Here is a 17,985-nt window from a genome sequence, read left to right as displayed (position 1 = left end):
TGGATTCAGAGTTCGGTCGATTGCAATGGGGTTGCGTCCGTTGACTCACGGTCGTATCCGCCGATTCGGTCGTACTGATCCGGCCGACGGGACCTCAGGGCGGGAGCCACGATGAGGCCGATCACGAGTGGAAGCGCGAGGAAGAGCAGGAGCCAGTCATACTCACCAGGGGCACCGCCAACAACGAGATCGTAGTTGGTGAGTGCAAAAATCAGCAGTGCGAACATAAAGGCCGCTGAAAGCAGTGGTGCGATGAAGGTCTTCCAAAGGTTCTCACCGTCGAGTTTCGGGTTCCTGCGGAACCAGACCACGACTGCCACACTCACGAGCGCCATCAGGATGATCACACCCGTGCTGCCGACGCCGGCCAGCTGGGCGTAGGTGAGGTCGGGGTCGCTGCCCGCCACGATGAAGATGAGTAGAACTATCGCCGAGATGGCCGAGCACGCCACCGAGGCCCGGGCTGGTGACTTGAAGCGCGGATGGACGGCACCGATGAAACGCGGCAGGCCTCCATCGGTGCCGAGGTTGAAGGTGTAGCGGGCTGAGACGTTGTGGATGGAGAGCAGCGAGGCGATCACTGCGGTAATCAGCAGCAGGTTGAAAACGTCTGCAAACACGACTCCGACGAACTCCGTGGTGGCCATGGTGGCCATGCCCGCGAGGTTCTCGTTCGCGACCACCTGCGCGTTGGCGCCGAACGCGGTGGCCAGCATCCATACGGAGAAGATGTAGAGGCCGCCGATCAGGAGCACAGCAATGTAGGTCGCCCGGGGAATCGTCGTGTCCGGGTTCTTGACTTCGTCCCGGTAGAGGACAGTCGCCTCGAAGCCGATGAATACCAGGATGGCGAAGAGGAAGCCCACCCAGGCTTCGGGTCCGGTGTATTCGAGGACATTGAACGAGCCGCCGCTGATTCCCTCCGCGCCGCCCTGGAACAGGACCGCGAAATCGAAAATCAGAACGAGGGCCACCTCGACGATCATCACCCACACGAGGACGCGGACCGAGACGTCAATGTTGAAGTAGCCCAGCAGGCCGATAAGTGCAACGCAGACGAGGGTACCGACCCACCAGGGAATCTCGGGCCCGCCGAAACGCACGACGAGACCCTGGATCACCAGTCCGACGAAGCAGTAAACCCCGATGAGTATCGACAGATACGACAGGGTGGCGATATAGGCGCTGCCGAGGCCGAGCGGGCGTCCCAGCCCCGTGGTGATGTACGCGTAGAACGCGCCAGGCCGCCGCATGCGTCGTGTCAGCGCCATGTAGCCGACGGTAAAAATCAACAGTGCGATCGTGATGAAGACAAACGCGAGCGGCGCGGTCTCGCCAATCACCCCGACGGTCAGCGCGAAATAGCCCGCCATCGTGGTGAGCGGAGAGGAGAAAGCTAGTACGGCGAGCACCAGCTTGAACGTGTTCATATGCCCTGAAAGACGCTCAGGGGCTTTAGGGCTACCACCTGGGAACTGCCCGGCGGCTTCGGTTTCAACCATGTCTTTTACCTTTCGCGTTCATCATTGAATGCACGATAAGTGCTTACTTAACAGCAATTCAGTTCCTGTGTCAAGCATCACATTCTTGTCAATGGTTGACGGCGAGTTCTCACGAGTCCACAGGGAGCAGGGCGTGAGCGCGTCAGCTGAGACGGGATCCAGGTGTTGACTTCGTCACATTCATTAATGTTCAATAAGGACAGTGCTGGCGACGAACACAAGGAGCAGTAATGCCGAAGATCACCTACCACCACCCCAACGGCGAAGCCGAGACAGTGGAGGTAACAGCAGGCACCTCCGTGATGCGCACGGCGCTCATTAATAGTGTTGATGGCATTGTCGGTGAGTGCGGCGGCCAGCTCATGTGCGCCACCTGCCACGTATACGTCCATGACACGAACGGCCTGCCGGCGGTTTCCGAGGACGAAGACGAGATGCTCGACGCGACCACTGAAGACCGCCTCGACAATTCTCGCCTGAGCTGTCAGCTGATCGGAGGCCGCGATTTCGAAGAACTCGCGGTCGACGTTCCCAAAACACAGAACTGAGGGGAGCCGGAGATGACTGCCGTAATCATCGGAGCGGGTCACGCGGGAGTACAGGCTGCAGAATCGCTACGGAATGAGGGATACGGAAAGCGTATTGTCCTCCTCGACCGAGCGGCCCATCTCCCGTATCAGCGGCCACCGCTGTCCAAGGACTACATGAAGCCCGACGGGGATCCGCATCCGATGCCACTCCGCGGCGCTGCTTTCTACGGTGAACACGACATCGACCTGGAATTAGGTGCCGAGGTCACAGAAATCGATGCTGCAGCAAAGACCGTCCGCTTGCGGGCCGGCAGGGACATCCCGTACGGCGAGCTGATTATTGCTACAGGAGCTGAGGCCCGAAGGGCGACGTGTGAAGGCAGCGACCTCGCAGGTATCCATTACCTCCGCACGCTCGAGGACGCCGAAGCCCTCCGGGCCCAGCTGACTCTCGGCCAGGGCCGCGTCGTCGTCGTCGGGGCCGGATTTATCGGACTTGAGTTTGCTGCCGTTGCCGCGCAGCGAGGGCTCGAGGTGACAGTAATCGACTTCGCATCCCGTCCCATGCAGCGGGTGCTGACACCGTCCATGTCCGATTACTTCGCTCAGGTGCACCGGGAGCTCGGAGTCCACCTGCACTTCGAGGAAGGGCTTGCCCGCTTTGCCGGCACAAACGGACGGGTCACCGGTGTGGAAGGCACCACGGGCGCAAGTTATCCCTGTGAATTCGCTGTTGTCGGTTTGGGGGTGGCCACAGATGATGCACTTTTCGCATCGGCTGGAGCCGCCTGCACGGCAGGCCTGCTCGTGGACGAATGCCTGCGCACCAACCTGCCGGACGTGTACGCCATCGGAGACGTCGCGGTCTTCCCGTCACGGCGTCTCGGCGGCAGCCTTCGCCTCGAATCAGTGCAAAATGCCACTGACATGGGGAAGACAGTCGCGAAGAACATCGTCGGATCCCCGGAGAGCTACGATGTCTCGCCGTGGTTCTGGTCGAATCAGGGTCCCGCAAGACTTCAAATTGCGGGCCTTGCCGACCCGGCTGATGCCGTTGTCGAACGCGGTGCCCGGGCCAGCGGCAAATTCAGCCAGTTCATCTTCCGGGACGGCAACCTCGTGGCCGTGGAGTCAGTTAACTCCCCCGCGCATCACGTTGCCGCACGAAAGCTTCTCGGGTCCGAATCCGTCGTCACGCTGGAGGAGCTCCGACAGCATGACTTCGACCTCAAGGGCTATATGAAGGGGCTTGTCGCCACATGACCGGCAAGGATTCGGCAGCCGCTGGCCGGGGTCGATAGCCCCACCACCGGTCCACCACCGCGAGTGCCGTGGCGCACCACGGTTTCAGAGAGTAAATGGAGAGATTAATGAGTGCTATGACTAGTACGACACAAACCGCTCCGTCGGGGGCAGAATTGCTGCCATGGCGCGATGCTGAATTCGCCAAAGAACCGTGGCCCTGGTTCGCGCGGGTGCGCGAGGAATACCCGTCGCTGATGCTCGAAGACGGCACCTTGATCGTTAGCCGCTATGACGATGTCACCGAACATCTGGCGAGTCCCACGCTCGTGGCGGTGTCGCCGGAGGGTATCGGGGACAGCCCGTGGATCGCAAACACGAATTCTGTCTTTATGACGGAAGGCGAGCAGCACAGAAGAATTCTCCGATCCTTCCGGAAGTGGCTCACGCCGAAAGGCGTCACCGGCATGGGGGTCGTGGCGGCGGAGACCGCGCGGGCTGCCCTGGACCGCATAGGGCCGGAAGGCATTATCAATGCTCATCGCGAGCTCGGCGTGCAGCCGGCGCAGGACGCGATGGCGGACATGCTCGGGATCCCGCGCGAGGATGGGATGCCGTACATTCTCGCAACTAACCAGACGATGGACTCCCTCGGCTGGGAGCCGACGGAGGACGAGAAAACCCGCGCCCGCGAGGGCTTCGGGTTCATGATGTTCCGTGTTGATCGGATCATCAAGGAAAAGCGCACGAACCCCGGTAACGGCCTGCTCGACGAGATGATCCGGATTAATGACGAGGGGGGTCTGAGCGACCGCGAGTTGAAGGAATCGATTCAGATTCTGTGGGGTTCTGCGGCGCACAATCCGGGGCACGCCACAGCCTCGGCCCTGGCTGATCTTGCGGCCTATCCTGAGGCCTGGGCCGAGTACCGCCGCAATCCGGATGCCCGCACCGCCATCATTAACGAGGCATTCCGGCGGGCACTACCCGAGGTGCTGGTGGATCGTTATGCGACGGAGCCCTATGAGATCCGTGGCGTAACGGTGCAGCCGAACCAGCGCGTCCGGTTTCTTCTGGGTGCCGCGGTGCGGGATCCCAGGGTTTTCCGCGATCCGGACGGTTTCGATTGGACCCGCCCGCCGGCAGCGAGCATGGCGATTACGTTCGGCACCGGAGTGCATGCCTGCTGCGGGCAGTCGGTGGCGCGTATTGAAATGCGCGCGGTGCTCGACGTTCTGGCCGAACGCTGCGAAAAGATCGAGGTCATCGGCGAGCCGGAGTGGGTCTTTTCAGACCGGCATCGCAACTGCGAGGAACTGTTCGTCAAGCTGTCGTAACCGCTGTTTGGGACCGCTCTCTGCCGGAGGTGATCCAGAAGCCACTGGCAGCTGAGTTTGCTAAGTCAGCGGATTATCACGAGCTGCTGCCAGACCACTTACGAACCTAGGAATCTGCTGAACAAAGATCGATCTAAAGGGCTGGTTCCCGCGAATATCTGCTCGAATCAGCCCTTCGGCTTTCCAGGGACATGGGAGCGGGTATGTGATTGAGACTTCCGCCAACGCTTCGTCGACGAAGGTCCTCATGCAGCGTTTGTGCCGGCAGGATGAGGTTCGCGTGGATACAAGGTTAGACACAGTCATAACGCTGACCGCACACCTTGTCGTGGCTTTCGGTGGTGGCAAATAAAAGCTGATGGACAAGCGTATGGCAGGTGAGCCGCCTCCTAGACGGGAGAAGAGCGCAGACGGATTCTTACGCGGTGAGTGCTGCTCTCCGTTTGGAACTAATCCACGAGAATTTCCCAGTACCATAAGCGGAAGGACAGGCATGAAAAGCGTCCTCGGCGTTATCGTGCCGTTGCTGCGAACTCTGCCGGACGGCAGCAGACGCTTCCTAATCAGCTACGGAGTCGCGTCTTCCACCCTTGCCTTAATTGATGTGGCGGCCTTGGGGCTAGTCGCAGCGATCCTGCCGGCGCTTGGCGGTCAATCCGGTGTGGACTTGCCGGTTATTGGCAGCGTTGCAGAAATGGGATCGGCATTACGGCTGTTGACCTTGGCTTGCTTGCTGATCGTACTCAAGGGTGTGCTGGCCGTGCTGTTGTTATGCTTTGCGACCCGGCGCTTCGCCAAGCATGAGGTAGCTATCGGCAACCGCTTACTCGCCGCATACCTCGCTTCGCCATGGGAAAAGCGTCTCGGAAGGAGCTCTGCCGAAATCGCCCGATCAGTGGACGTCGGAGTCGGCTTCACAGTTTCGGGTGTTCTAATGCCCGCGATGAGCCTGTTTGCTGAGCTGGGCACTCTGGCAGCAGTAGTCTGCGTACTTTTTGTTGCGCAGCCGGTGATAGCAATCGTGGCGATCCTTTACCTGGGACTAGTGGCGTTGCTTCTGGCTAAGGTCATCTCGCCACACGCTGCCGCGTTGGGTCGGCGTAACCGCGAATGGTCCATCCGAACTGTCAAGACGCTTCACGAGGCCCTTGGTGCGTTGAAGGAGATCACGCTGGCAGGGCGGGGGCCGGAGGTTCAGGCTCAGTTGCACGCTACCCGTACAGAGTCAGCGATTGCCCGGGCCGGTGCTATTCAAATCTCGCAGATTCCGCGTTACGTATTGGAGGCCGCACTTGTTCTCGGAATCGCACTACTCGGCGGTGTCGGTTATCTGACCGCAGGGCAGGCTGGTTCAGTCAGTGCCATCGGTCTTTTTGCCGCGGCCGGTCTCCGCCTGATTCCTTCGCTAACACGCATGCAAGCCGTCCAGTCGTCAATCAACACCAACGCTTCATTCGCGCGCCAGGTCGTCGACGACATACGTGAAGGTGAAGCGGAAATTTCCCGACAGTGCGCTGAGCGACCCCAACATGATTTGCCTGACGAGGCTGCAGACATTGAACTCAGAGACGTCGCATTTAGATACCCAATCGCACCGGCACCGGCGATTATCGACGTAAACATCCGCATTCCTGCTGGTAGTCATGTGGCCTTTGTCGGCACCTCCGGTGCGGGAAAGTCCACCCTGGTCGACCTGCTCTTGGGCCTCCTCGAGCCCAGCCACGGACGAATCTTGGTGGGCGGCGAGCCGATGGAGTTGGTGCTTGACTCTTGGCGGCGACGCATCGGTTACGTCCCGCAGGAAGTTTTCCTCTTGAATGCCTCCATTGCACAGAACGTGGCCTTGGCTTGGGACCACACCCGGGTGGACATGGAACGGGTGACTACCGCGTTGCACAGGGCGCAGCTCTTAGACACATTGGTGAGCCGCGACGGCGGCCTGGACGCTTTGGTGGGCGAGCGCGGCATGGCGCTTTCCGGCGGTCAGAGGCAGAGGCTCGGTATTGCGCGGGCGCTGTATGCCGATCCGCGCGTTTTGGTCATGGACGAAGGCACCTCCGCGCTGGACACTGCGACTGAAGCAACAGTTACGAAGGCAATTCGGCAACTCCAGAGTGAGGTCACCGTCATTACCGTTGCCCACCGCTTGGCTACGATTCGGGATGCAGACATCGTCTTTTTTATGCAAGGCGGAACGGTTATAGCGTCAGGAACTTTTGACGAGGTAGCGGCAGCCGTACCGGCTTTCGCTGAGCAAACCGCCCTAGCGGGGCTGCGTAAGTTGCCACCGTAGGCGCATTGCGAAGGGACAGCCCCCGACATCCCCCAAGCAGACGGCGCCCCGGTGCCCGAGGCGACTCAACTGATTCATAGTGCCCCTACCCGCTCTACCTCGATCCGAGCAGGATCGATCACCGTGATCTGCCCGGCCGTGAGCACAGTAGGCGCTGGAAGCAGCGCCTACTGTCATCGTGACCATGCCCCTCCGCGCGCTTCGCCTCCGGCGCAAGCTGCTTCATCGCCCCTCTCCTAAGTTCCCCTCCTGTGGTCGTAGAAGCGCGATCTGATCGGTGGGAAGCAGACGCAAGGAGGCACCCTGTCCGACAGCACTTCGCTCGTTGGCCAGTGCGCCGCTTACGAGCGAGAAGAGCTGCGACCCTCCCCCTCGACCCCAAACCGGAGCACGCCACCGTTCCCGGGTGTAACCGCCGGGGGAACAGACCGCACGAAACGAGCCCCAGCCGCGGTTTCAGTTGACAGGCTCTGTAGCCGAACCCATTAGCGGTTGCTTGGCGTATCGAGGACGCACGTCTGGCGTGCGACGCTGAACTCGCTGCTCCCCGATCAGGTGCCTGAAGTGGTTCGGGCGGCCTTTTTGGACACGATACGGCGGTGAACCGGGCCGCCTACACCGACCTCGCGGACACGTCCAGCATGGTCAAGGGCAGCCCGGAGGCTACGGGAGGTCTGAGTTACGCGACGCGCAGGCCATGGTCGACGATGGTTTGGTCGCCAAGGTGCCGCGCCCGACGTCGCTCTGGGGCTGCACGTACTGGCCAAGGAGGCCGTACGATAGGCACCACCGCGGGACCTGTCCTGTCCGCGGGTGGTGATTCCCCAAAGATACAGTGCAGGGCCGCGGCGCTCGATGCCGCACCTCTCGGTGGCCCCGGTAGTACTGGCGGCCTCGATCGTGCTGCGGTTGTAAAGGAGGACGCGGCCGATCCGCAGGGACACCGTCCTTGGAAACTGCCTCGACGATGCCTGTAACCTCCTCAGCGGGCCGAACCGCCGGAAAGCGGCATCGTTGATCTGATGCTTGTCCTGATGGTGGCAACGGCACTCCGAGTGCCGAAAACCACCTGGAAGTTCTTCGGGCTTTTCGCCACCGATGGATGAGCTGGTCGCGTTCTGCAAGAAGCGCGGGCTGCTTCCGTCCGCCAACCTAACCGCATCCACTGGCCCCGCCGCTGAACATCTGCACTCGAGCCGGCCTGACCATCCTGGACTGGGCCGTGGAACTGGCGGACCCCCACGTTCAGGGCTGAGGGGCGCCGCGGATGTGCGCAGACACAGCCGAGTGGAGCCCCAGCGCCGGACAAACCCGACGCACCCCCAGGAGCCGCCACGAGGATGCGCGCCTACCCGCCCTGGTTAGCCTTTCGCTCGCGTTCCTCGTAGACCTCGTCGCCGGGACCGGTGAACGCCTGGTTGCGCTCGATGGCGTCGATGGAGCCGGTGAACAGCTGGGCGTCGCCCGCGCCGGTCATCGCCGCGGCCGCTGGACGACGGCGGCCAGCGACGGAGGTCTCGCCGCTATTCACCGGTCCGACGGCTTCCCACCGCTGCCGGGGCAGCGCCTGCGGGTATTCGCGCTGCAGGAAGGTAACCATGGATTCCCGTACGAGGCAGCGAAGGTCGAACAGTGTGCCGCTGTCCACGGCACTGACCAGGATGCGCACGCGGATTAGTGAGTTGACGGCGTCGGTGACCTGCAGGATGGCGGTGCGTCCGTCCCAGATCTCGGCCGCCTCCACCACGGCCTTGAGGTGCTCGCGCAGCTCGTCCAGGGGAACCCGCCAGTCCACGTCCAGCTCCACCGTTCCCAGCAGGGCGGCGGTCCGGCGGGTCCAGTTCTCGAAGGGGGTCCTGGTGAAGTAGGTGGAGGGCAGGATCAGCCGCCGGTCATCCCAAATGTGGACCACCACGTAGGTCATCGTGATTTCCTCCACCGTGCCCCACTGGTTCTCGACTACCACGACGTCATCCACTCGGATGGCATCCGTGAAGGCCAACTGCATGCCGGCAAAGACGTTGGTCAGGGAGCTCTGCACCGCGAGGCCGGCGACCACGGACAGGACGCCGGCGGAGGCCAGGATACCTGCACCGAGCGCCCGGACCTGGGGAATGGTCAGCAGCACGCAAGCGACCGCGATCGTCACGATCAGCGCCACTGCCACACGGCGCCCCAGGATCACCTGCGTCTTGAGCCGGCGCAGCCGGCGGTTGTCCTTGGTGTCCGTGCGGTACTTGGCCAGGATGGCCGCCTCAATGACCAGGAGTACGACGACGGCGAACCAGGCCAGCGCAGCTATGAGCACCACGATCAGGACGAAGTCCACGGCGGTGTGCCACGGCTCATCGGCGGAAGTGATACGCAGGCCCACCCGGATTCCGATGACCGCCAGCGCCACCCGGAAGGGGCTGCGCCCGCGGGCCGAGACATCCCGGATGTTGGGCACACGCCGGAACAGCTGGTTCACTGCAACCCGCAGGAGCGCGGTGATCACCAGTGCTGAGGCAACGGCGATCAACACTACTGTCGCCGGCTGGATCAGGTAGAGATAGTCATCCATATTTTCGATGGTGCAGATCCGGCGCTGAGCCTGTCCAGTCGGGCTGCGCGACCCTTCATACTGGTGCTGGAGTGCTTGGAGTTGCCTCCTCAGGACCGCACTGCCCTAGCCTAACGAAAATCAGTTCGGTTAGGCGAACCGAACTGATTTTGCTAGGTTGGTTTCGTGTCAGATTTTTCTAGCGGCAATGAGACCGGGGGTGAGCAGCCCACACCGGGGGTGCAGGTCCGCCACGGCTTCGCCTTGCTGCTCCAATGGGCCAGCAGGAAAAAGATCCGCCGATACGTCTTCGGCCCCGAAGCCGAGGACCTCTCGCCCACCGACACGGCACTGCTGGAATACCTGACCAGAAGCGGCCCGATGCGGCTATCCGACCTGGCCGCGCAGTGGGGAGTGAATAAATCCACCATGACCCCGCAAATCCGCCGCCTCGAAGCCAGGGAACTGATCGACCGCAGGCCGGACCCCGCCGACCGGCGGGCAACCCTCCTACAGACATCCGCCGCCGGTATTCAACTGCAACAGCAGATCGGCGCCGCCGGCGCTGCAGCGTTCGATGAAATACTCTCCAGCTGGTCACCGGAAGACAGGGAGATTCTCGGCGCCATGCTGGTCCGTTTCGCCAACGAACTCTCCGCCGCCACGCCCCGGCTCTTCCAAAACGGCGCGTCAGCCCCCACCGACATTCCTCCGGCCCACGACCCGGAAAGAACCCCCAACCCCTAGAACAACGCCCCGGGCCGAGATTTCCGCGACGTCTTCCACTCGCGTCGGGGATGTGTCTCGTGCTCTCAAACTGCTGTCCTCGCCGGAGGGCACTGCCGTGCCTTTCGGCACCGCACCCAAATTGCTCCATGAACTTTGTGAAGGTTGACTGAATGAGTGAAAGCAACGACATACAAGAAACGGTGACGTCCAGCGGCACGCTCAGGCGCCACGCCCCACTGATCGTGGCCGAAGCCCTCTTCGCATTCTCTGCACTCAGCGCGCTCATGCGCGGCGAGCCCACGGCAGCCGTCATCCCCGTCGCACTGCTATTGGCCTCGTTCCCGGTTCTGCTGGTGGAGCGGTGGGCGCACGTTGAGATCCCCGCACGCCTACAGGGGCTCTACGCAGTGCTGCTGCTCGGCGGCCCGTACCTGGGAAGCCAACTGGGTTTCTACGCCATCTGGACACCGTGGGACACGGTCGTGCACTTCTACTCCGGATTCGTCGTCGCGCTCGGGATCGTTTTTGCCCTGGGCATCACCGGCCGCCGATACGGGTTCTCAATGCCGCCCTGGCTCGCAGTGGTGATGATCGTCGCGTTCAGCGGTTTCGTCGCCCTGCTGTGGGAGATCGCGGAGTTCGCCTCTGATGCCGCGCTCGGCACCGAAGCCCAGATCACCAACTTCGACACCATGACGGACCTGATCGCCGGAACCGCGTCGGCGATCATCGTGGCGGCCATGCGGATCCTCGTCCGGCACAAGGGACAGTTCCCCTCCGCCGAGGTCCTGACGCAGGGCCCACCACCTCGGCAGGTACCCAGTGCGCACACCCCGGCCGCGGGGCACCCTAGGAGTGCTCCGGTGACCCAGGGCGCCATGCGATAAGACCCGAACCACCGGGCCGAAGTGGCCCGGCCGCCGTCGCACTTGAATCACAGGTTTCCCCGGAGCGTGCGGTGACGCTCCTCACCAAATTCGCCATTTGGCCACTGGGGGGTCTACAGTCAGAAACGCCGCAGGGTGGAGCAGTTCGGCAGCTCGCCGGGTTCACAACCCGGAGGTCGTAGGTTCAAATCCTACCCCCGCAACTACTAGTGGGACCCTTGCCTGTTTCAGGCCGGGGTCCCACTTTTTTGGCCTACTCCCCTGCCGGAGCGCAGCCCGGAACCAGCCGGCAGCGCCCGAAGACGGACCCGAACGACCACGGGCAGCAGCCCGGCCGCCGACCAACGGCGGGCAGCAGCGCGCGGCCAGGAGCACCGCATGGCGGAGCCGCGCCGCGGGTTTGTCCCCAGCGGCGTCCGGGCGGGGAGACGGAGGCGGGGCCCGGAAAAATTGCTCCCCCCGCAGGTGGGCACGGACAGGCTTGGGAGGTCTACGCTGTTCACCGCCACGGTTTTTTGGGCGACGTGCCGCTGACATAAGCGGCAGGCGCCGCCCGCGAGAGAAGGAGAATCCGATGGCTAACGCCGAAGACGACAGCATCTCGAACAATGAGGCGCTGAAACCACTCGTCGAACGCAGTCGCTTCGGCGTGGCGGAACGGCGCAAGCCCGCCGATGCCGATTCCGAGGCCAAGCGCCCGCCCATATCCAGCACGGAACTGAGCAAGGGGCCCGCCGAACTCACCGAGAACCGCGGCCCCCGGGTCAACTGGCGGGTTTTCATCATCTCGTCCGTGATCGTCCTGGCCTTCTCCATCTGGGCCATCATGGCCCCGGGCAACGCGGCCGGCACGATGCACACCATGGTCGGCTGGATCGCCACCAACCTGGGCTGGTTCTACGTCCTGACCGTCACCCTGGTCATTCTTTTCGTCCTGTGGGTGGCCCTCTCCAAGGAAGGCAGCGTCAGGCTCGGCCCCGACCACTCACGCCCCCAGTACAACCTCTTCACCTGGGTCGCCATGCTCTTCGCCGCCGGCGTGGGCATCGACATGCTCTTCTACTCCGTCACCGGCCCGATCACGCAATACATCAACCCTCCCACCGCCGCACCCGAATCGGCGGAAGCCGCGCAGGACGCCGTCGTCTGGACCATGTTCCACTACGGCGTGGCCGGCTGGTCGATGTATGCCCTTCTCGGCATGGCGATGGGGTATTTCGCCTACCGCTGGGGCATGCCGCTGTCCATCAGGGCCGCGCTCTACCCGCTGCTGGGTAAGCGCGTGCGCGGGGCGACCGGCGACGTCATCGACATTTTCGCCTTGGTCGGCACCGTCTTCGGCGTAGCCACGTCGATGGGCATCGGCGTCGTCCTGCTCAACGTCGGCTTCAGCTGGTTGTTCGGCCTGCCGGAGGGCCTGGCCCTGCAGATTGCCCTGGTGCTCGTCGCCGTCGTCATGACCGTGGCGGCCTGTACTTCCGGCGTGGACAAGGGGATCCGGTGGATCTCCGAACTGAACCTGTGGGCGGCCGGAGCGATGATGCTCTACATCCTGGTCACGGGCAAGACCTCATTCCTGCTGAACGCCATGGTCGAAAACATCGGCCGCTTCATCTTCTCGCTGCCGGAGCGCACCCTGCAGACCCTGGCTTACGAGGAGGACGGTTCTGCGTGGATGGCCGGCTGGACCCTCTTCTTCTGGGCCTTCTGGCTGGCCTGGGGCCCGTTCGTCGGCCTCTTCCTGGCACGGATTTCGCGCGGCCGGACCCTGCGGGAATTCGTCATCGCGGCCATCACCGCCCCGGTCCTCTGCGACTTCTTCATCGTCTCAATCTTCGGCAACAGCGCCATGAGCGAGGTGCTCGCCGGCAATACCGAGTTCGCCCAGGAGGCCATCAACAGCCCCGAGCACGGGTGGTATGCGCTGCTGGAAATGTTCCCGGGCGCGCCGTTCCTGATCGGTCTGGCCACCCTCTCGGGCCTGCTGTTCTACCTCACCAGCGCCAATTCCGGTGCGATGGTGATGTCGAACTTCTCCTCCATGATTCCCGATCCGGCGATGGACGGTGCCAAGTGGCTGCGCATCTTCTGGGCCCTGGTCACCGCGATCCTCACGGTGGCCATGCTGGTGGCCGGCGGCGTGACAACCATGGAATACGCAACCCTGATCTTCGCGTTGCCGGTGACCGTCATCGCGTATCTGGTGATGGCCTCCTTCTCGAAGGTGCTCAGGATGGAACGGGCCGAACGCGAGGGGCAGGTGCTGCGACGGCGCACTGCTGCCGCCCATGGCGGGCAGATACCGGAGAAGACCTGGCGGCAGCGCCTGGCGCGGCTGCGGTCCTACCCGTCGAACAAGGCCGTGGCACAGTTCGCCGAGCGGGTCGTGCAGCCGGCGCTGCAGGACGTCGCCAAGGAATTCACCGAACTCGGCTACGAGGCAGAGATGACGACGACGCCGAACCCGAAGACCGGCATCGACGAGCACATCCTCGTGGTGAATATGGACGACCACCGCGACTTCCACTACCAAGTGGCCGCGGTCGAGGCCCCCGTTCCGACCTTCGGCGGCCGCAGCATGCCCCGCGAGATCGACACGTACTACCGCCTCGAGGTGTTCACCCAGACCGGCAGCGAGGGCTACGACCTCATGGGTTTGACCCAGCAACAGGTCATCAACGACGTCCTCGACCGGTACGAGGCGCACCTGGCGTTCCTCAAGTACTCCAGCGAACACGCCTACGCCTCCGTCCTCACCCCCGTGGTGCCGCCGACGACCGAGTCAATTCCGCACGTGCCCAAGAAGGCCGACGACGTCGAGAAGCTCGACGAATCCTAGGAGCGCCGGCCGGCGTCTCGGCGGGCACAATGACTCCCGACGAGCCGCCGGCCCCGTTCCGATACAGTCGTTGCATGGGCACCGACGACATTTCCTTCCATACCCGCAAGTGGGTGCGTCCCGAAGACCTCAACGCCAACGGCACCCTTTTTGGCGGCAGCTTGCTGCGGTGGATCGACGAACAGGCGGCCATCTACGCCATCGTCCAGCTGGGCAACGGCAAGGCAGTCACCAAGTACATGTCGGAGATCAACTTCGTCAGCTCGGCCCGTCAGGGCGATCTGATCGAGATGGGCCTGAAGGCCACGCATTTCGGCCGGACGTCCCTGACGATGCGGGCCGAAGTGCGGAACATGTTCACGCGCCAATCGATCCTGACCATCGAGAAGATCGTGTTCGTGAACCTGGGCGAGGACGGCCAGCCCGCACCGCACGGCTTCACCGAGATCACGTACACCCGCGACCGGGTCCCGCGGCAACATCTGGATCCCACGGCGGTCCAGGACTAGCGGGCCGGCGTCCCGCGGACGGCGGAGAGGGTTACCCGGGTCCACCCGGTGGACGAGGAGGCCCGAAAGCGCCGAAACCACCGGCGGGCCGGGTCCGAGGACCCGGCCCGCCGCCGTCGTTGTTTGTGAGGGGTTACTCCGTCGCCGCCAGCTGGCCGCAGGCGCCGTCGATCTCCTTGCCGCGGGTGTCGCGCAGCGTGGTGGGGACGCCGGCGTCGTTGAGCCGGGCCACGAACTCGCGGGTGACGTCCGGGTCGGACGAGGTCCAGATGGAACCCGGGGTCGGGTTCAGAGGGATGGGGTTGACGTGCACCCAGCCGCGGCCGCGCTTGTTGAGCTTCTTGGCCAGCAGGTCGGCCCGCCACGCGTGGTCGTTCATGTCCTTGATCAGCGCGTACTCGATGGAGACGCGCCGGCCGGTGCGCTGGTAGTAGCCGTAGGCGGCGTCCAGTGCCTCATCGACCTTCCAGCGGGAGTTCACGGGGATCAGTTCGTCGCGCAGTTCGTCGTCCGGGGCGTGCAGGCTGAGCGCGAACGTGAAGGGGAGGTTCTCATCGGCCAGTTTGTTGATCGCCGGCACCAGGCCCACGGTGGAGACGGTGATGCCGCGGGCGCTCATGCCGAGGCCCTCGGGCGCCTCGTCCACCATGCGGTGCACGGCATTCATCACGCGCTTGTAGTTGGCCAGCGGCTCACCCATGCCCATGAACACGATGTTGGTGACGCGCTCGGCGTCGTGCCCGGCGTCCTTGCGCTTGCCGCCCAGACCGCCCTCGGCGATGACCCGGTTGGCCTGGACGATCTGGTCCAGGATTTCCGCGGTGGACATGTTGCGGGTCAGGCCGGCCTGGCCGGTGGCGCAGAACGGGCAGTTCATGCCGCAGCCGCACTGGCTGGAAACGCAGAGCGTGACCCGGCCCGGGTAGCGCATCAGGACCGATTCGACCAGCGAGCCGTCGAAGAGCCGCCACAGGAACTTGATCGTGTCGCCGTTGTCGGTGGTCAGGCGCTTGACCTCGGTGAGGAGGGTGGGGAAGAAGGTCTCGGCCAGTTCCGCGCGCCGCTCCTTGGGCAGGTCGCTCATGCGCTCGGGGTCGGTGGTGTAGTGCTGGAAGTAATGCGTGGACAGCTGCTTGGCGCGAAACGCCGGCAGTCCCAGCTCCTTCATTTTTTCCTGCCGCTCGGCCAGCGTCATGTCGGCGAGATGGACCGGCGGCTGCGTGACCCGCGGGGATTTGAACTGCAGCAGCGGACGGCCCTCGCTGGTGACGGCCTGGTTCCAGCCCTCGGCGGCGGGACGCACCTGGGGCCGGTCGGAAGTTTTTTGGGGGGAAGAAATCTGCGAAGACATTGCCACCTATTGTCTCACAGGCACGATATAGTTCTCCCTCCGCCGCCGCCCGCCCGGGGCCGCGGCTGCTCCCGGCCGCTCGGCCGCCGCCGGGCCGGGGCGAGGTGTGCTTATTCTGGTCCAATGCGGATATGGAGCCTGCACCCCCGGCTGCTCGACCGGAGGGGTCTGGTGGCCTGCTGGCGGGAGGCCTTGCTGGCGCAAAAGGTTCTCGTAGGCGAAACCAAGGGCTACCGCAACCACCCGCAGCTGCAGCGGTTCCGTGCCGCGGAGGACCCGATGGCAGCCATCGGCGCCTATCTGGAGGGGCTGGCAGCCGAGGCTGCGGCCCGCGGATATGCCTTCAACACCGGCCTGATCCGGTGTCCGGGAACCTCGGCGGCCGGTGCTGCCGCAAGGCAGCGGCAGCCGAGCCTGCCGGTCCATTCGGAACAGCTCAGCTTCGAACTGCGGCATCTGATCGCCAAACTCGCGGTGCGGGACCCGGACCACGCCGTGGTCTTGAACCAGCGGCTGGAGCGGCAAAGCCCCGGCCGGGTCCCCGACCCCCATCCGCTGTTCACCACGGTCGAGGGACCGGTGGAGGATTGGGAACGGCCGGTGTGACGCCTTCCGGCCGCCGGCGTGAACGCGGCCGGCCCGGACATGGCCGAGTCGGAGGCCAGTTGTATCGAGCGGAGAGGTTGATTGAGTGGCTCACTCGCCCCGGCCGTGCACCGGCCTGGCGTTCGTCGGGGGTTCTCCGACCTCCTGGATGGTGTGGCCGCCGCAAGCCGCCGTGAGTACGCTGGCCCGGTCGATGCGTGACACGGTAAACCATCGCATGGCGTTGCGCAGCCGGCACCACCCGACCAGGTACCACTGGCCGTTCGTGGAGGCGAACAGCACTGGCTCAACGTCGCGGGTGGTCGTGGTCTCGTCTCCCGACGTGTAGCGAATGCGGATCACGCGCTGCTCGGCCATCGCTTCCTCCAGTGCCGACTTGATGGAACGCGACGAGGAGGGAAGCGCGTTGACCCAGACGCGGTGGGCCAGCTCGTCGGCCCGTGCTCGGGTTTTGGGATCGAGGACGTCCAGGATCTTCTGGATTCCTGCTGCTGCCAGATCGGCGTAGGGGGCATCGGGTGCAGCGGACACGGCTGCCATGAGCGCCACGGCCTGCGCCGGGGACAGGCTGACGGGCGGCAGCGACGCGCCTGTAGCCAAACCGTAGCCACCGCCGGGGCCCGGGCGAGACCATACAGGCGCACCGCTGTTCTCTAACGCATCGAGGTCTCTCTTAATAGTGCGCACGGACACCGCGAACTCTCTCGCCAACCGGTCGGCGGAAACCCCCCGTGCGCCGCTGCGGCGCAACATCTCGGACAGGGCATGGAGCCGCTCGACCCGCTTCACAGTTCAGGCGCCGACAGAATCATGACATAAATAGTGACATACCCTTGTCCGTAGTGCCTGCGAGGGTAGGGCCATGACAACTACCACGAGCACTCCGACCATCATTCTCATCGCCGGCCACTGGCTGGGCGCTTGGGCGTGGGATGAAGTCCTTGAACACCTGACGACCGACCGCTCCCGCGCAATCGCGATGACGCTGCCCGGTCTCGACGGGGACGATCCCGAGCGTGCGGCGAAGACTCTCGACGATCAAGCCGCGGCGGTCCTGGACGTCTTCACTGAACTCGGGGTCTCCGAGGATCAGCCCGCGACTCTCGTCGCCCACAGCGGGGCGAACGCCCCCGTCAGCCTCGTCCTCGACCGTCGCCCCGAGCTTGTCCATCGAGTGGTGTGGGTCGACTCCGGCCCCGTGGCCACGGGAAGCGCCTTCGCCCCGGACCTCCCGGAGGAGTTGAAAGAGCTTCCGCTGCCGCCCCTCGACGTCCTCGCACAGCAGGCGAGCCTCGAAGGCCTGAGCGCAGAGGTCCTTGAGCGTTTTCAGGCCCGGGCCGTCCCTGAGCCCGGACCCGTGCTGCGTCAGCCCGTCGAGCTCACGAACGATGCCCGCCGTACGGTCCGGACCACCCTGGTGTGCTGCTCGATCCCGAGCGCGCAGGTGCTGGAACTGGCCCGCGCAGGCCATGCCATGTTTGCCGAAGTCGCGAACATCGAGCACCTCGACGTCCTTGACCTCCCGACGGGGCACTGGCCTATGTGGAGCCGTCCCCGCGACCTCGCCACGGCCATCCGGTCAGCGGCTTCTCGAACCAACTGAACTGCACGTACAACC

At 64.0% G+C, this 17,985-nt stretch carries 14 protein-coding genes and 1 tRNA gene; 11 read left to right on the top strand and 4 right to left on the bottom strand.

All coding sequences use genetic code 11. The features are described from left to right. Positions 1 to 5: 5 nt before the first annotated feature. Positions 6 to 1,502 carry an APC family permease gene (locus AC5RVG_RS09115; protein WP_494013588.1) on the bottom strand — a complete coding sequence of 499 codons (1,497 nt, stop codon included), beginning with the start codon at positions 1,500 to 1,502 and terminating at the stop codon, positions 6 to 8. A gap of 230 nt (positions 1,503 to 1,732) precedes the next feature. Between AC5RVG_RS09115 and AC5RVG_RS09110 the strand changes: the two genes are divergently transcribed. From AC5RVG_RS09110 to AC5RVG_RS09095, 4 genes are all read left to right on the top strand, one after another. After that, positions 1,733 to 2,050: a 2Fe-2S iron-sulfur cluster-binding protein gene (locus AC5RVG_RS09110; RefSeq protein ID WP_494013587.1), complete on the top strand. Its 318-nt coding sequence runs from the start codon at positions 1,733 to 1,735 to the stop codon at positions 2,048 to 2,050. 12 nt (positions 2,051 to 2,062) lie between these two features. Continuing rightward, positions 2,063 to 3,295 carry an NAD(P)/FAD-dependent oxidoreductase gene (locus AC5RVG_RS09105; protein WP_494013586.1) on the top strand — a complete coding sequence of 411 codons (1,233 nt, stop codon included), beginning with the start codon at positions 2,063 to 2,065 and terminating at the stop codon, positions 3,293 to 3,295. 116 nt (positions 3,296 to 3,411) lie between these two features. After that, a complete protein-coding gene (locus tag AC5RVG_RS09100) occupies positions 3,412 to 4,611 on the top strand; it encodes a cytochrome P450 (protein ID WP_494013585.1) in 1,200 nt (399 codons plus the stop codon). 493 nt (positions 4,612 to 5,104) lie between these two features. Further along, positions 5,105 to 6,904, top strand: coding sequence for an ABC transporter ATP-binding protein (locus AC5RVG_RS09095; RefSeq protein WP_494013584.1), 1,800 nt, complete (start codon positions 5,105 to 5,107; stop codon positions 6,902 to 6,904). Positions 6,905 to 8,252: 1,348 nt separating this feature from the next. Here AC5RVG_RS09095 and AC5RVG_RS09090 read toward each other — a convergent pair. Then, entirely contained in the window at positions 8,253 to 9,467 is a 1,215-nt protein-coding gene (locus AC5RVG_RS09090; protein WP_494013583.1) for a mechanosensitive ion channel family protein, read from the bottom strand. Positions 9,468 to 9,632: 165 nt separating this feature from the next. On the opposite strand from AC5RVG_RS09090, the gene AC5RVG_RS09085 reads away from it, so the two are divergent. The 5 genes from AC5RVG_RS09085 to AC5RVG_RS09065 all read left to right on the top strand — a co-directional run bounded on the left by AC5RVG_RS09085 (position 9,633) and on the right by AC5RVG_RS09065 (position 14,410). Then, on the top strand, positions 9,633 to 10,193 hold the full coding sequence (locus AC5RVG_RS09085) for a MarR family winged helix-turn-helix transcriptional regulator (RefSeq protein ID WP_494013582.1): 561 nt from the start codon (positions 9,633 to 9,635) through the stop codon (positions 10,191 to 10,193). A gap of 152 nt (positions 10,194 to 10,345) precedes the next feature. After that, entirely contained in the window at positions 10,346 to 11,062 is a 717-nt protein-coding gene (locus AC5RVG_RS09080) for a DUF2238 domain-containing protein (RefSeq protein WP_494013581.1), read from the top strand. A gap of 129 nt (positions 11,063 to 11,191) precedes the next feature. Next, a tRNA-Val gene (locus tag AC5RVG_RS09075) sits at positions 11,192 to 11,265 on the top strand. 371 nt (positions 11,266 to 11,636) lie between these two features. After that, the gene (gene betT / locus AC5RVG_RS09070; protein WP_494013580.1) at positions 11,637 to 13,901 is read left to right on the top strand and encodes a choline BCCT transporter BetT; all 2,265 of its coding nucleotides are present in this window, start codon (positions 11,637 to 11,639) and stop codon (positions 13,899 to 13,901) included. A gap of 74 nt (positions 13,902 to 13,975) precedes the next feature. Then, positions 13,976 to 14,410, top strand: a complete 435-nt coding sequence (locus AC5RVG_RS09065) for an acyl-CoA thioesterase (protein WP_494013579.1) — start codon at positions 13,976 to 13,978, stop codon at positions 14,408 to 14,410. A 133-nt stretch (positions 14,411 to 14,543) separates the two neighbouring features. On the opposite strand, the gene rlmN is transcribed toward AC5RVG_RS09065, so the two are convergent. Then, positions 14,544 to 15,761, bottom strand: coding sequence for a dual-specificity RNA methyltransferase RlmN (gene rlmN / locus AC5RVG_RS09060; RefSeq protein WP_494013578.1), 1,218 nt, complete (start codon positions 15,759 to 15,761; stop codon positions 14,544 to 14,546). Positions 15,762 to 15,884: 123 nt separating this feature from the next. On the opposite strand from rlmN, the gene AC5RVG_RS09055 reads away from it, so the two are divergent. After that, the gene (locus tag AC5RVG_RS09055) at positions 15,885 to 16,367 is read left to right on the top strand and encodes a pyrimidine dimer DNA glycosylase/endonuclease V (RefSeq protein WP_494013577.1); all 483 of its coding nucleotides are present in this window, start codon (positions 15,885 to 15,887) and stop codon (positions 16,365 to 16,367) included. A gap of 90 nt (positions 16,368 to 16,457) precedes the next feature. On the opposite strand, the gene AC5RVG_RS09050 is transcribed toward AC5RVG_RS09055, so the two are convergent. Further along, positions 16,458 to 17,156, bottom strand: a complete 699-nt coding sequence (locus AC5RVG_RS09050; RefSeq protein ID WP_494013576.1) for a helix-turn-helix transcriptional regulator — start codon at positions 17,154 to 17,156, stop codon at positions 16,458 to 16,460. Between the two features lie 73 nt (positions 17,157 to 17,229). Here AC5RVG_RS09050 and AC5RVG_RS09045 point away from each other — a divergent pair, with 73 nt between their 5' ends. Further along, complete coding sequence (locus AC5RVG_RS09045; protein WP_494013575.1) at positions 17,230 to 17,970, top strand: alpha/beta fold hydrolase; 741 nt, start codon at positions 17,230 to 17,232, stop codon at positions 17,968 to 17,970. Positions 17,971 to 17,985: the final 15 nt, after the last annotated feature.

The sequence above is a fragment of the Arthrobacter senegalensis genome, from assembly GCF_059091765.1.
Note: the sequence above shows the minus strand (reverse complement) of the source record. Positions and strands in the feature narration are given on the sequence as shown.

Coding starts and splice junctions, on each gene's coding strand:
- AC5RVG_RS09115 (WP_494013588.1), bottom strand. CDS start 1,502: ATGGTTGAAACCGAAGCCGCCGGGCAGTTCCCAGGTGGTAGCCCTAAA.
- AC5RVG_RS09110 (WP_494013587.1), top strand. CDS start 1,733: ATGCCGAAGATCACCTACCACCACCCCAACGGCGAAGCCGAGACAGTG.
- AC5RVG_RS09105 (WP_494013586.1), top strand. CDS start 2,063: ATGACTGCCGTAATCATCGGAGCGGGTCACGCGGGAGTACAGGCTGCA.
- AC5RVG_RS09100 (WP_494013585.1), top strand. CDS start 3,412: ATGACTAGTACGACACAAACCGCTCCGTCGGGGGCAGAATTGCTGCCA.
- AC5RVG_RS09095 (WP_494013584.1), top strand. CDS start 5,105: ATGAAAAGCGTCCTCGGCGTTATCGTGCCGTTGCTGCGAACTCTGCCG.
- AC5RVG_RS09090 (WP_494013583.1), bottom strand. CDS start 9,467: ATGGATGACTATCTCTACCTGATCCAGCCGGCGACAGTAGTGTTGATC.
- AC5RVG_RS09080 (WP_494013581.1), top strand. CDS start 10,346: ATGAGTGAAAGCAACGACATACAAGAAACGGTGACGTCCAGCGGCACG.
- betT (WP_494013580.1), top strand. CDS start 11,637: ATGGCTAACGCCGAAGACGACAGCATCTCGAACAATGAGGCGCTGAAA.
- AC5RVG_RS09065 (WP_494013579.1), top strand. CDS start 13,976: ATGGGCACCGACGACATTTCCTTCCATACCCGCAAGTGGGTGCGTCCC.
- rlmN (WP_494013578.1), bottom strand. CDS start 15,761: ATGTCTTCGCAGATTTCTTCCCCCCAAAAAACTTCCGACCGGCCCCAG.
- AC5RVG_RS09055 (WP_494013577.1), top strand. CDS start 15,885: ATGCGGATATGGAGCCTGCACCCCCGGCTGCTCGACCGGAGGGGTCTG.
- AC5RVG_RS09045 (WP_494013575.1), top strand. CDS start 17,230: ATGACAACTACCACGAGCACTCCGACCATCATTCTCATCGCCGGCCAC.